We start from the raw sequence: 13101 nt of genomic DNA, 5'->3' as shown, positions 1-13101 counted from the left end.
AACCTCCGAAGCTGTGGGGACGGACGGGTTCCACCCCTCAGTCGCCGCACGGGGAAGCCGAGTTGCCGTACCTTTCGGCCAGTTCGGCGATCGTCCGGGCCATCCGTTCGCGCAGCTCGGAGGGTTCCAGCACCTCGATGTCCGTGCCGAGGCGCAGGAACGCGCCATGGGCGTGCTCGACGGACTCGATGGGGACCCGGGCGAGGGTCCAACCCTCGTGGTCCGTACGGACATGGGCCGCCCTCGGCAGCCGCACGCCCGGCGCCAGCCGTACGAGTGCCTCGCCCCGGTACAGCCGGTCGTGGAAGTCCCGCTGGTACGCCGTCCACCAGGCAGCCAGGTCGAAGTCCTCGGGGCGGGTGAACTGCTCTTCCGAGGAGGCCAGTTCGAGGATCTGGTCCACGCGGAAGGTGCGCGGTCCCGGTCCCGCGACGACGTACCAGCGGCCCGCCTTCGACACCAGTCCGTACGGTTCCAACCGCCGCTCCACATCGGTCGGTTCCGCCCAGCGGCGGTAGCGGACATGGAGCACCCGGCTGCTCCACACCGCTTCCGCCACCGCCGGGAGGAACGGCGCCTGTTCGGCCTCCGCGTACCATCCGGGCGTATCGAGATGGAAGCGCCCGCTGATCCGGTCCGCGTGGGCCCGCAGTTCCTCCGGCAGTGCGGCCCGCACCTTGAGCTGGGCGGCGGCGAGGACCGAGCCCAGGCCCAGCTCGGCGGCGGGACCGGGCGCTCCGGCGAGGAAGAGGGCCTCGGCCTCCTCCGGGGTGAGGCCGGTCAGCCGGGTGCGGTAGCCGTCGAGGAGGCGGTAGCCACCGGCGTGCCCCGCGTCGCCGTACAGCGGGACTCCCGCCGCGCTCAGCGCCTCGACGTCCCGGTAGACCGTGCGCACGGACACCTCCAGCTCCTCGGCGAGCTGGGCGGCGGTCATCCGGCCCCGGGTCTGGAGCAGGAGGAGGATCGAGACGAGTCGGCCGGCCTTCACTGACATATGGTGTCAGTGAAGTGGGCCTAGCGTCCTGCGCATGGCCTTCACCGAGAAGCTGCTCACCGTGCGACCACCGATCGAGGTCGCCGGGCGGCACATCAAGCGCTACCACGTCACCGCCGATCCGGACGGCATCGCGCCCGACGTCGAGAAGGCGGCGTACGAGATCCTCCCGGAGCTGCTGCCGGAGCCGGACGGCACCCCGCCCGCGGCCTTCGCCGTCCTGCACCGGGGCGCGGACACCGGCGCCTACCTCAATGTCTACAGCTGGGTGTGGGACAACGTGCTGCACTTCCGGGGCGCCGCCGCCGGGCAGCCGGCGCTCCGGTGCCCGGACGTCGACCCCACGCACTTCGTCACGCCGGACCTGCCCTGGATCGGCTGCGTCTTCGAACTCCCGCCGATCCTGCACGAACGGGACGCCTGGGTACGGCACCTGCTCGCACCCGAAGTCCCAGACCTGGCCGCCTACTTGGCCGATTCCCTGCCCGAAGGAACCACGGGAGACCGCGCATGAGCAGCCCGCACGACTTCGACTTCCTCCACGGCGACTGGGAGGTCGTGAACCGTCGCCGCACCGACTTCCTGGATCCGGACAGCGGGTGGGAGGAGTTCCCCGCGACCAGTCGGTGCCGGCCGCTGTTCGACGGGGCCGCGAACGTCGACGAGATCGACATGCCGCACCTCGGATCGAAGGGGGCCACGCTGCGGCTCTTCGACCGGGAGACCGGGCAGTGGTCGCTGAACTGGGCCGCGAGCCGCAGCGGGAAGCTGTATCCGCCGGTGACCGGACGGTTCGAGGGCGGCCGCGGCGAGTTCTACGGCGACGACGCCTACGACGGAAAGGCCGTGCGGGTGCGGTTCGTGTGGGCGGATGTGTCAGCGGTCGGAGCCCACTGGGAGCAGGCGTTCTCCCTCGACGGCGGGGAGACCTGGGTGACCAACTGGACCATGGACTTCAGTCGGCCTTCCGGAACGCCCGCACGCTGAACACCGGGTCGGGGCGCGGGAGTTCCTGGTCGGGCAGCGCCGCCAGGCGGGCGGCGAACCGTTCCGTGAGCGGGTCGCCGGGCGGCAGCAGGGTGAACCAGCCGCGCCGCAGGTCGGCGGCGGTACGCCGGGGGCTGCGGCCCTGCCCCCGGCCCGGGAAACGGGCCTGCCCGGCCGGGTGCAGACGGTGGGCGGCGGCGTACGACTCGACGAGCGGCGCCGCGTCCGGTGCGGGGCGGCGCGGGCGCGGGGCGAGGACGGCGTCGATGTCACTGCCCACGTCGTGTGCGGCGGCCTTGTCGACGGTGGTCACGTACACCCCGCCGGGTCTCAGGACCCGGGCGCACTCGGCGACCACGGCCCGGACGTCCTCGGGCCGGTCGAGGAGGTGCAGCAGCCACACGCTGGTGACGGCGTCGAACGCCCCGTCCGGGAACGGCAGCGCACGGCTGTCGGCGAGCACGACCGCGCCGGGCAGCCGTACGGCGGCCATGCGGGCCATGCCGTACGTCAGGTCGGCGCCCCACACCCGGGTCGCGGGCCGGGCGGCGGCGAGCCTGCGGGTGACGATCCCGGTGCCGCAGCCCACGTCGAGGAGCCGCCGGGTCTGCGCGGGGATCAGACCGAGCACGGCGTCCGCGGCCGCGGCGGCCCGGGGTTCGCCGCCGCGGGTGACGTCGTAGGCGTCGGCCTCCTTGTCGTAGTCGAGCACGGGCTCACTGGGCTCCGTGACCCTGGGCGAGCGCCTCCACCCGCTGTGCGAGCTCGAAGTCCTTGTCGGTGACGGCGCCGCCCGCGCTGTGCGTGTGCACGGACAGTGCGACCGTGTTGTAGCCGAGGGTGAGGTCGGAGTGATGGTCGAGCTCCTCCTGGACCTGGGCGATGTGGACGACCATCGCGGTCGCGGCGAAGTGCGTGCCGAGGCGGTACGAGCGGGTGAGGCGGCCGTCGTCGACGGACCAGCCCGGCAGTTCCGCGAGCCGGTCCTCGATCTCCTTCTGCGACAGGGGTTCGACGGGCATGACCTCGCTCCTTCCTGAGGATCTGGGTGTCTTCAGCGTGCCACAGCTGTGCCTCCGCGGCCCTGCCGAGCGGCACCGCGACCCGTCCGTGAGCCACCCACCGCGGGCTCGTCAGACTCGCTGCGGCAGCCGGCGCCGACGGTCCTGATCAGCCGCAGCCGGCTCGACACCACTCTCGCCGCACTCCGGGGCGATGCGCACCACCGCCGCTGCCCGCGTCGTCCACGGCGACGAACCCGCGCTTCTGGCCGAACTCGAGGAACGCGCGCCGCAGGCGGACAGCCCCGTCCGCCGCACCGCCGCCGTCACCGTCGCCCGCGGTCCGCCCGTGCGCCCGCTCCTCGGTTACGGTCGTACCTATGACCACCGTCCCTTCCGGTACAGCCGCCCGCTCCGTTCAGGGCGTCGGTCCGCTTCTGCGCGCCTGGCGGGAGCAACGGCGGGTCAGTCAGCTGGAGTTGGCACTGCGAGCGGACTCCAGTGCCCGGCACATCAGCTTCGTCGAGACGGGACGCTCCCGCCCGAGCGAGGAGATGGTGCTGCGGCTCGCCGAGCATCTGGACGTGCCGGTACGGGAGCGCAACGCGCTGCTCCTCGCGGCGGGATACGCCCCGCGCTTCCCGGAGACCCCGCTGGACGATCCGTCCCTGGACGCCCTGCGCGAGGGGATCGAGCGGCTGATCCAGGGCTATGAGCCCTACCCTGCTCTGGTGTTCGACGCCGGGTACCACGTCGTGGCCGCGAACCGGGGCATCATGATGCTCCTCGACGGCATCCCGGAGTCCCTGCTCAGGCCCCCTCTCAACACCATGCGGCTCACCCTGCACCCGGAGGGTCTCGCCCCGCGCATCCGCAACCTGCGGGAGTGGCGCGGCCATCTGCTGGAACAGATGCGACGGCAGATCGCCCTGCGCCGCTCCGAGTCGCTGCGGGAGCTGTACGAGGAGGTGGCGGCGTACCCGGTGCCGGTCCCCGAGACCGACGACAGCCCCGAACAGGCGGATCCCGTCCCGTACTTCGCGTTGCCGATGCGGATCGAGCACGAGGGCCGGACGCTGTCGTTCATCTCGTCCACGTCCACGTTCAACACGCCCATGGACGTCACGGTCGCCGAGCTGGCCGTCGAGACGTTCCTCCCGGCCGACCCGGCGACCGTCAAGTACCTTCACTCACTGCTGCCCTGACACCTCCGCGAACCGTGTGCCGGTCGATTACGCGGGAGGTGATGAAGGAAGCGGTCGTGACCGGTGAGCCCGGCACCGGAACATGGCACACTGCACGCAAGCTTCGACGCGTAGGGGAGGCGTGGCGTGAGTGAGCGGCGACCTGCGCCGACCGTGGGCCAGGTGGTGCTCGGCAGGCGGCTTCAGGAACTGCGGGAGGCGGCCGGCCTCAAGCGCGAGGAGGCCGCGCAGGTACTGCGGGTGGCCCCCGCGACCGTGCGGCGCATAGAAATGGCCGAGGTCGCCCTGAAGATCCCGTATGTCCAGGTGCTCCTGGAGACATACGGCGTCCCCGAGGAACAGGTCGAGGCCTTCGTCCAGCTGGCCGAGGAGGCCAACAAACCGGGCTGGTGGCAGCGGTTCCACGACGTGCTGCCCGAGTGGTTCAGCCTGTATGTGAGCCTGGAGGGCGCGGCCGGGATCATCCGGTCCTACGAGCCGCACTTCGTGCCCGGACTGCTCCAGACGGAGGACTACGCGCGGGCCGTCATGGAGGCGGGGACCATCGGGCAGACGGGTTCCGAGGCGCTGGAGCGGCATGTGTCGCTGCGCATGGCCCGGCAGCAACTGCTGGAGCGCCCGAACGCGCCCCATCTGTGGGTGATCATGGACGAGACGGTGCTGCGCCGCCCGGTGAGCATCCGCTCCGAGGTGATGCGCGAGCAGTTGGACAAGCTCCTGGAGTTCGCGGAGCGCGACCGGGTCACGCTTCAGGTGTGCGAGTTCGAGGACGGCCCGCATCCGGGCACGTACGCGCCCTTCTCACTGTTCCGTTTCGCCGAGCCGGAGCTGCCCGACCTGGTCTTCACCGAGTACCTGACCGGTGCGCTGTATCTCGACTCCCGCCAGGAGGTCGCCACGCACCTGGAGGTCCTGGACCACATGTCGGCGCGGGCCGCGTCGGCCGAGCGCACGAAGAAGCTGCTGCGGGAGCGCCGCGAGGACTTCTGAGCGGGCAGCACGACCACACACCAGGCGCACCACGAGAACACCACAGGGGAGAAGACACCGCATGACCGGATCCGACGCACCCAGAATCGACACGAGCCGCCCGCACCCGGCGCGGGTGTACGACTGGTGGCTGGGCGGCAAGGACAACTACCCGGTGGACGAGGCACTGGCCCGCAAGATCCTCGAGGTGGACCCCACCGTGGTGCGCGGGGCGCGTGCCAACCGCCGCTTCATGCACCGGGCGGTGCGGACGGCCGCGGAGGCCGGTGTCCGCCAGTTCCTCGACATCGGCACCGGCATCCCCACCGAGCCCAATCTGCACCAGGTGGCTCAGGAGGTCGCCCCGGAGTCGAAGGTCGTGTACGCGGACAACGACCCGATCGTCCTGAGGCACGCGCAGGCCCTGCTGCACAGCACCCCCGAGGGCGCCACGAACTATGTGCACGCGGACGTCCGCGACCCGGACACCATCCTGCGGTCGGCCGCCGAGACCCTGGACTTCGCGGAGCCGGTCGCGCTGTCCCTCGTGGCGCTCACCCACTACCTGAACGACGACGCGTACGGGCTGCTCAAGCGGTACGTCGCCGAGCTCGCCCCGGGCAGTTTCGTGATCCTCTCGCAGGTCACGCCCGATCTGAGCCCCGAGGCCATCGAGCAGGCCGCCGAGCAGTTCCGCCGCAACGGCACCCCCTTCTTCCCCCGTTCGCTCGCCGAGTTCTCCCGCTTCTTCGACGGCCTGGAGCTGCTCGGCCCCGGGGTGATCCCGGTGTCGGGCTGGCGTCCGGGTCCGGAGGACGTGGCGGCCCAGGCGGAGGGCATCGTGCCGGTGTACGCGGGGGTCGCACGCAAGGTCTGACCCGTACGGGTGCCGTGAACGGGTGCGCTCCCGCACCCCGCCCTAGGTTCGAAGCAGCCGCGGGCAAGGCAAGGGAGCGCACCCGACCGACATCCGGGGCGCCCGCCCGGAGAACACGGACGACGCTGAGGAGGTCGGATGCCCTCGGACGCAGTGCTCTACCAGGCGGCGGCGCTCTGCCTGACGTATCCCGGCGACGACTTCCGCGCGCGGCTGCCGCTGCTGCGGGAGGCGGCCCCGCAACTGCGGGCGTTCGTCGACCACGCGGCGGTGACGCCCGCGCGGGACCTGGCGGCGCACTACGTCCAGGTCTTCGACTTCGGGAACCGGCACAGTCTGTATCTGAGCTCGTGGCTGGACGGGGACACCCGGTTCAGGGACGTCTACCGGGCGGCCGGGCTGGAGTTCACGGGTGAGGAACTGCCGGACTTCCTGCCCTCGGTGCTGGAGTTCGCGGCCCGCACCGGGGACCTCGGCCTGCTCACCGAACACCGCCACGCTCTGGAGCAACTCCGCTCCCGGCTCACCGACTTCGGCACGCCGTACGCGACGGTCCTCGACGCCGTGTGCGCCACCCTGCCGACCGCGGGGACGGCGATCTGACGGGACCTCAGGCGGCCCCGCCCTTCTGGTCCTTCTCGTCGTCCACGATCTCCGCGTCGACCACGCCCTCCTCCTGTTGCGGTGCGTCCGATTCGCCTTGCGGGGGCTGTTGCTGGGCCTGGGCGTACATCGCCTGGCCCATCTTCTGGCTGACGGAGGCGAGGTGCTCGACACCGCCCCGCAGGGTGGTGGTGTCGGCGTTCTCCTCCAGGAGCCGCTTCAGTTCCGCGACCGCCGACTCGACCTCCGCCTTCGTGTCGACGGGGACCTTGTCGCCGTTCTCCCGGACGAACTTCTCGGTCTGGTACACGAGTTGCTCGGCCTGGTTGCGGGTCTCGGCGGCCTCGCGGCGGTTGCGGTCCTCCTCGGCGTACTGCTCGGCCTCGCGCATCATGCGGTCGATGTCGTCCTTGGGCAGCGCCGATCCGCCCGTGACCGTCATCTTCTGTTCGCGCCCGGTCGCCAGGTCCTTCGCCGAGACGTGCATGATCCCGTTCGCGTCGATGTCGAACGCGACCTCGATCTGGGGGACGCCCCGCGGGGCGGGCGGCAGGCCGGTCAGGTCGAAGACGCCGAGCTTCTTGTTGTACGCGGCGATCTCGCGTTCGCCCTGGTAGACCTGGATGCCGACCGAGGGCTGGTTGTCGGTCGCGGTGGTGAAGATCTCCGAACGGCGGGTGGGGATCGTGGTGTTGCGCTCGATGAGCTTCGTCATGATGCCGCCCTTGGTCTCGATCCCCAGGGACAGCGGGGTGACGTCGAGGAGGAGTACGTCCTTGACGTCGCCGCGGATGACGCCCGCCTGGAGCGCCGCGCCGACCGCCACGACCTCGTCCGGGTTGACCCCCTTGTGCGGGTCCTTGCCCGTGAGCTCCTTGACCAGGTCCGTGACCGCGGGCATCCGCGTGGAGCCGCCGACGAGGATCACGTGGTCGATCGCGGCGAGCTTGATGCCGGCGTCCTTGACCGCCTGGTGGAAGGGGGTCTTGCAGCGGTCGAGCAGATCGGCGGTGAGCTCCTGGAACTGGGCGCGGGTCAGCTTCTCGTCGAGGTGCAGGGGCCCCTCGGCGGAGGCGGTGATGTAGGGCAGGTTGATCGTGGTCTCGGACGACGACGACAGCTCGATCTTGGCCTTCTCGGCCCCCTCGCGCAGCCGCTGCAGCGCCATCTTGTCCTTGCCGAGGTCGACGCCGTACTGCCCCTGGAACTTCTTCACGAGGTGCTCGACGACCCGCTGGTCCCAGTCGTCGCCGCCCAGGTGCGTGTCGCCGTTGGTCGCCTTGACCTCGATGACCCCGTCGCCGATCTCCAGCAGTGACACGTCGAAGGTGCCGCCGCCCAGGTCGAAGACCAGGACCGTCTGCTCCTCGCCCCGGTCCAGGCCGTACGCCAGCGCGGCCGCCGTGGGTTCGTTGATGATCCTCAGGACCTTCAGCCCAGCGATCTCCCCGGCCTCCTTGGTGGCCTGTCGCTGGGAGTCGTCGAAGTAGGCGGGCACCGTGATCACGGCGTCGGTGACGTCCTCGCCGAGATAGGACTCGGCGTCCCGCTTCAGCTTCTGCAGCACCCGCGCCGACAGCTCCTGCGCCCGGTACCGGGTGCCGTCGACGGAGCCCTGGTCCGGGAAGCGCCAGCTCCCGTCGCCCATGTGCCGTTTCACGGAGCGCGCGGTGCGCTCGACGTTGGTCACGGCCTGCCGTTTGGCGACCTCGCCCACCAGCACCTCGCCGTTCTTCGCGAAGGCCACGACCGACGGTGTGGTCCTGGCCCCCTCCGCGTTGGCGACGACCGTGGGTTCACCGCCCTCCAGCACGGCGACCACCGAGTTCGTGGTCCCGAGATCGATCCCGACCGCACGTCCCATCGCTGACCCCTTCCGCCAGGGATTCCCACCAGGATGTCCATCAGGGACCCGTCCCGCACTCCAGCACAAAACTTGAGTGCGCTCTTGTCAATGGTGCGGGTGGCCCTGCTCAGTGGGACGAGTACCCCGGCGGACGCTCCTCGTGCGGCTCCCCGCGCAGCGCGACGGCCCGTCGCGGCCGGTCGGTGATCAGGACGTCGACGCGTGGATGGCCGAGAAACGCCCGCATCAGGGTGTCGTCGTTGACCGTCCAGACCATGGTGAACAGGTCGTGCCGGGCCGCCGCGCGCAGCACGTTGGCGCGGGCCAGCCGGTGGTGCACGGCCACCCCGCTCGCGCCGCAGGCGCGCACCCGGCGCATCGGCAGCAGCTCGCTGAGCCGGGTGCCGGCCAGGCGGGCCCGGGCGATCTCCCTGCCGTCGCGCCCCAGCGACAGCGCGGTGCGCACGCGTGGGAAGGCTCGTGCGATGGCCGCGACGGAACGGTCCTCCAGAGTCGTGGCGACGAAGCCGTCCGCGCCGAGCAGGGCGACCGCCCGGTCGATCAGCTCGCGCTCGTAGCCGCTCTCCTTCAGGTCCAGATGCCCGACCAGCTTGCCCGCGATCAGGGACATCACCTCGTCGACGACCGGCACGCGACGACCGGACCGTTCGCTGAGCTCGGCGTGGGTGATCTCGCTGAGCAGTGGACCGGTGTGCCCCACCCGGGGGTCGTGGTGGACGACGAAGACCCCGTCCGCCGTCCGCCGGATGTCGAACTCGACGTACTCCGCCCCGGACCGGATCGCGTCCTCGTAGGCCTCCCAGGTCGCGGCGCCGGCACGCTCGGATCCTCCCCGGTGGGCGGAGACGGCGGGACGTCGTGGCATACGGCTCTCAGCTTCCGGAGGGTGGCGGGGACGGCGACCGCGGGGCGGGCACCGGCGCGGCCGTCGGGGTCGCCAGCAGCGCGCCGGAGCGTCTGCTGACCCGTCTGAGCAGGAGGTATCCGATCACGGCAAGGGCGATGAAGGGAAGCCAGGCCAGCAGGTAGGCCGGGAGGTAGTGGGCGTCGAAGATGGACCGCCGATTGTCCACGTTGGAGGCGTTGGCCCCGAAGAACGCCAGCAGCAGCGTCGGCGGCAGGGCGATGCCGGTGGCCACCGCGACGAGCGCCGACACCGTACGGTCCCTGCGGTCGTCGCGCTCGGCGAGCTGGGCCTGCAGGGCAGCCGAGCGGGCGCTTATCACCGAGGTCAGCCGCTCGACCATCCTGGCGGAGTTGTCCAGACTGTCGGGGATGCCGAGGGCGTCGCGCAGCGAGGACTGGAAGGCCTCCATGACCATCTCGGGGATCAGCAGGCTGTCGACGTACGCCTCGACGCCGAAGGCCAGGTCCAGCTGGAGTTCGTTCACCCCGTCGGAGAGCCGGGAGATCAGCCTGCGGATCTCGTACGGCGACTCGGCCGCGGCCTGTTCGTTGGCGCGCATGGTCTCGAAGGCGGCCAGCCGGGTGCGCTGGAGGACGGCGAGGGCGGAGATGATGCCGACGGCGACCAGGATCAGGCCGTTCTCCACGTGCTCGGCCCAGCCGGCGTGGACGGAGACCCCGCGGCCGTGCGCGGAGAGCGTGCGGCCGTTCCTGTGGAGGTGGGGCGGCTCGGACGTGGACAGCCGGCCGCGGTACACGATCTCGTTCAGCAGGGTGGGCAGGCGGGTCTCGTCGGGGCCCAGCAGGTCGTTCTCCAAGTCACCGCCGGGAAAGACCAGTTGGTGGACGTTCTGGCCGAAGGCGAGCGGCTCCCGCGGGGCGAGCCGGCCGCCCAGCACGTCGAGCAGGGCGCTGGTGCCGAGCGTGATCCGGTCCCGGTCGAAGCAGGTGTCCGCGAGCCACGCCGCGAGGGCGGCAGGAGCCGTCTGCCCGGCGAATCCGCAGTCCAGGGCCAGGGTGATGTCCCCGCGCGGGGTGGCGAGGACGGCGATCTCGACGGCCGCGAGGTCGAGTCCGTGGCCACCGTGCGGCAGCCGCAGCTCCTCGGGTGCCACGTCCTCGACGAGCACCGGCACGGGCAGCACCGCCTCGCTGGACGTCAGATGCAGGGCGAAGCGGCCGAAGTCGAAGGTGTCGACGAGGCTGCCCAGCGAGGGCCGCCCCGGGTCCAGCCGGCCGGTGAGGCTGAACAGGACGACGACACGGGTGAGTTCACGGGTGCCGGAGTCGAGTGCCGCCGTACCGCCGGCCGTTCCCACAGTCATCACGTTCCCTTTCGCACCACCGGACCGGCCCCCGAACCACGCGTCGCGCGGACCGCCCCGGACGAGCGGCCCGCGCGACCCGGCGCCTTCGGTTCAGGCGAGCTTGGCGTCCAGGGTGATCGGGACCGACTTCAGGGCCTGGCTGACGGGGCAGTTGGCCTTGGCGTCGTCCGCGGCGGCGGCGAAGCCCTCCTCGTCGAGGCCCGGCACGGTGCCCTCGACGGTGAGGTGGATGCCCGTGATGCCCTCGCCCGGCTGGAAGGAGACGTCGGCCGAGGTGGTGAGCTTGGTGGGCGGGGTGCCCGCGCCGGCCAGGGCGTGCGACAGCGCCATGGAGAAGCAGCTGGAGTGCGCGGCGGCGATCAGCTCTTCCGGGCTGGTCTTGCCGTTGGCGTCCTGGGAGCGCGAGGCCCACGTGACCGGCTGTGCCTCGATGGCACCGGAGGAGTCGAAGTTGACGACACCGTTGCCCTCGAGGAGGTTGCCTTCCCAGACGGTGTGTGCGGAGCGCGTGGTAGCCACGGTCAGTCCTTTCGTGTGGTCCCGTTGACGGGGGTACGGGAACCATCCGATCACACTACGCTCAGCTCACGCGGAAGACCGGCCCGCGTGCGGTGAACGGCAGCCTGGCCCCCTGCGGGATCAGATAGGCGTGCTCGCGCCGCACCCGCAGGACATCGCACCAGCCGTCGGTGATCACCAGCACGGGCGCGCTCGCGGGGAAGTCGTCGGCGCGGTGCAGCAGGTCGATGCCGGGTTGCAGGACGGTGCCGCCGCGGCCGTGCACCCGGACCCGCTCGGCGATCTCGGTCACGGGCAGATAGCCGGCGTCGTGCGGGGCCGCGTCGCAGAACACGACCCGGGCGGCGGGTACGTCCCGGGCCTCGGCGTACGAGGCGATCGCGCCGAGTGCCTTGCCGAGCAGGGTGCGGCTCATCGAGCCGGAGGTGTCCAGAACAACGCCGAAGGTGCAGCGGGCGATCTCCTCGGGCGGGAACCAGCGGCCCGCGCGAGGGATGTCAGGGGTGGAGGACTGACGGCGCGAGGGACGGGCGTAGGACCGCACGGGCTGTGGGCTGGGCACGAACTCGTCGAACCAGCGGGCCAGTTGCGCGTCCCACGGCAGCGGCGGGTGGCTGAGCGCGCGGATCTCCTCGACCAGGCCGCCGGGCAGGAACCCGCGCTCCTGCCGCTGGTGCAGGTCGAGGCCCCGGGCGAGGCCACGGCGGTAGAACTCGTCGAGGTCGACGTAGTCGCGGGGCGAGCCGAGCGGGCCGCCGAGGATGTCGCCGGCGCCCTTGCCGCGGAGGGTGGCCAGGCGGCGCATGCGGCGCAGATCGCCGGCGATGCGGTCGTAGACCTCCTCGGAGGAGAGGCCGGCGAGCTCGGGGTCGTACAGCAGGCCCTCGGGCATGGTGCCGATGCGCATCTCGTTGAGCCAGCCGTTGATGACGTAGTCGCAGGCGATGTTGAAGAGGTAGGGGTCGCGGGTGCCGCAGCGGTCGCCGTGGCGCAGGGCGGCGTGCAGCATCTCGTGGGCGAGGATGAACCGCCATTCCTCGTCGTCGAAGCGGCGCAGCGGGTTGATGTAGATCTCGGCGGCCTCGGCGTTGACGGCGGCGATCGCGATGCCGTGGGCGCGGGCGAGTTCGGCGTCGGCGACCAGCTTGATGCCGGCCGCGATGCCGCCGAGCAGCGGGTAGGAGGAGATGAACCAGCTCAGGGCCCGCTGCCAGGGGCGTTGCGGGGTCACTTCCCCGCTGAGGGAGTCGCGGCGGCCGCCCGCCATGTCCATGGCCGCGGAGACGGTCCGGGTCAGAGCGGTGGCGAACGCCAGCTGCCAGTCGGGCGGCTGGGACCAGCCCGCCCACCTCAGCAGCAGCTGGTCGGGGTCGGGGCCGGCCGTACCGCAGTGTTCGTAGACGACCGGGATGCCGTCGCGCCGCCAGCGCGCGGCGAGTTGCTCCTCGTCGCCGTCCGGGTAGGAGGCGGGCAGGTGCTCGGGGGCCCGGCCGACGGGGAAGCCGAGCAGGAAGCGGTTGACGACGAGGCAGCGGGCGGCGAGGTCGAAGCGGTCGGGCTGGGTGCGTTCGTCCTTCACCGCCGGGACGTGTCCGAAGCCGAGGTGCAGGACGGCGTGGGCGAGCGCCCAGGCCCAGGCGGCGGGCTCGGCGAGCCGGTCGGGGTGGGCGTGGAGATCGCCGTCGGAGTCGACGACCACGAGCCCGTGCCGGGGCGCGAACCGGCAGTCCTCCCGGCGGCAGACGTCGAACTCGACGGCCGCGAGGGCGGGGTTGGCCCGCATCAGCTTCATTCCCTCGGCGAACGCCTCGCCCGCGAGGTCCCGTTTCTTCTTCTTTCCGGGGC

Annotated in this window: 14 protein-coding genes; 6 read left to right on the top strand and 8 right to left on the bottom strand. The window is 71.5% G+C overall.

Annotated elements, in window-relative coordinates:
- Positions 1-37 precede the first annotated feature (37 nt).
- Positions 38-988 carry a helix-turn-helix transcriptional regulator gene (locus tag ACIBJB_RS25155; RefSeq protein ID WP_398933361.1) on the bottom strand — a complete coding sequence of 317 codons (951 nt, stop codon included), beginning with the start codon at positions 986-988 and terminating at the stop codon, positions 38-40.
- A 40-nt stretch (positions 989-1028) separates the two neighbouring features.
- Between ACIBJB_RS25155 and ACIBJB_RS25150 the strand changes: the two genes are divergently transcribed.
- Complete coding sequence (locus ACIBJB_RS25150; RefSeq protein ID WP_398933360.1) at positions 1029-1508, top strand: hypothetical protein; 480 nt, start codon at positions 1029-1031, stop codon at positions 1506-1508.
- Positions 1505-1981 (top strand): hypothetical protein, encoded by a 477-nt coding sequence (locus ACIBJB_RS25145; protein WP_398933358.1) that lies wholly within the window; start codon positions 1505-1507, stop codon positions 1979-1981. The genes ACIBJB_RS25150 and ACIBJB_RS25145 overlap by 4 nt, the downstream gene beginning before the upstream one ends.
- On the opposite strand, the gene ACIBJB_RS25140 is transcribed toward ACIBJB_RS25145, so the two are convergent.
- Positions 1950-2693, bottom strand: coding sequence for a class I SAM-dependent methyltransferase (locus ACIBJB_RS25140; protein ID WP_398933357.1), 744 nt, complete (start codon positions 2691-2693; stop codon positions 1950-1952). The two genes, ACIBJB_RS25145 and ACIBJB_RS25140, sit on opposite strands and share 32 nt — an antisense overlap.
- A gap of 4 nt (positions 2694-2697) precedes the next feature.
- Positions 2698-3003: a 4a-hydroxytetrahydrobiopterin dehydratase gene (locus tag ACIBJB_RS25135; protein WP_398933356.1), complete on the bottom strand. Its 306-nt coding sequence runs from the start codon at positions 3001-3003 to the stop codon at positions 2698-2700.
- A gap of 359 nt (positions 3004-3362) precedes the next feature.
- Between ACIBJB_RS25135 and ACIBJB_RS25130 the strand changes: the two genes are divergently transcribed.
- The 4 genes from ACIBJB_RS25130 to narJ all read left to right on the top strand — a co-directional run bounded on the left by ACIBJB_RS25130 (position 3363) and on the right by narJ (position 6636).
- Positions 3363-4187 (top strand): helix-turn-helix domain-containing protein, encoded by an 825-nt coding sequence (locus tag ACIBJB_RS25130; protein ID WP_398933355.1) that lies wholly within the window; start codon positions 3363-3365, stop codon positions 4185-4187.
- Between the two features lie 126 nt (positions 4188-4313).
- A complete protein-coding gene (locus tag ACIBJB_RS25125) occupies positions 4314-5177 on the top strand; it encodes a helix-turn-helix domain-containing protein (RefSeq protein ID WP_398933354.1) in 864 nt (287 codons plus the stop codon).
- Between the two features lie 61 nt (positions 5178-5238).
- The gene (locus ACIBJB_RS25120; protein ID WP_398933353.1) at positions 5239-6033 is read left to right on the top strand and encodes an SAM-dependent methyltransferase; all 795 of its coding nucleotides are present in this window, start codon (positions 5239-5241) and stop codon (positions 6031-6033) included.
- Positions 6034-6171: 138 nt separating this feature from the next.
- The gene (gene narJ / locus ACIBJB_RS25115; RefSeq protein ID WP_398933352.1) at positions 6172-6636 is read left to right on the top strand and encodes a nitrate reductase molybdenum cofactor assembly chaperone; all 465 of its coding nucleotides are present in this window, start codon (positions 6172-6174) and stop codon (positions 6634-6636) included.
- A 7-nt stretch (positions 6637-6643) separates the two neighbouring features.
- Here the strand turns inward: narJ and dnaK are convergent, their stop codons facing one another.
- The 5 genes from dnaK to ACIBJB_RS25090 all read right to left on the bottom strand — a co-directional run bounded on the left by dnaK (position 6644) and on the right by ACIBJB_RS25090 (position 13048).
- Positions 6644-8500: a molecular chaperone DnaK gene (gene dnaK / locus ACIBJB_RS25110; protein ID WP_398933351.1), complete on the bottom strand. Its 1857-nt coding sequence runs from the start codon at positions 8498-8500 to the stop codon at positions 6644-6646.
- Between the two features lie 109 nt (positions 8501-8609).
- Entirely contained in the window at positions 8610-9368 is a 759-nt protein-coding gene (locus tag ACIBJB_RS25105) for a glycerophosphodiester phosphodiesterase family protein (RefSeq protein WP_398933350.1), read from the bottom strand.
- A 7-nt stretch (positions 9369-9375) separates the two neighbouring features.
- Positions 9376-10734 (bottom strand): hypothetical protein, encoded by a 1359-nt coding sequence (locus tag ACIBJB_RS25100; protein ID WP_398933349.1) that lies wholly within the window; start codon positions 10732-10734, stop codon positions 9376-9378.
- A gap of 93 nt (positions 10735-10827) precedes the next feature.
- Positions 10828-11256 (bottom strand): OsmC family peroxiredoxin, encoded by a 429-nt coding sequence (locus ACIBJB_RS25095; protein ID WP_398933348.1) that lies wholly within the window; start codon positions 11254-11256, stop codon positions 10828-10830.
- Between the two features lie 61 nt (positions 11257-11317).
- Positions 11318-13048 carry a hypothetical protein gene (locus ACIBJB_RS25090; protein ID WP_398933421.1) on the bottom strand — a complete coding sequence of 577 codons (1731 nt, stop codon included), beginning with the start codon at positions 13046-13048 and terminating at the stop codon, positions 11318-11320.
- Between the last annotated feature and the right edge of the window lie 53 nt (positions 13049-13101).

The organism is Streptomyces sp. NPDC050759 (assembly GCF_044456945.1).
In the GTDB taxonomy this organism is placed as follows: domain Bacteria; phylum Actinomycetota; class Actinomycetes; order Streptomycetales; family Streptomycetaceae; genus Streptomyces.
The sequence above is the reverse complement of the archived record's forward strand: the minus strand, read 5'-3'. Positions and strand labels throughout refer to the sequence as shown.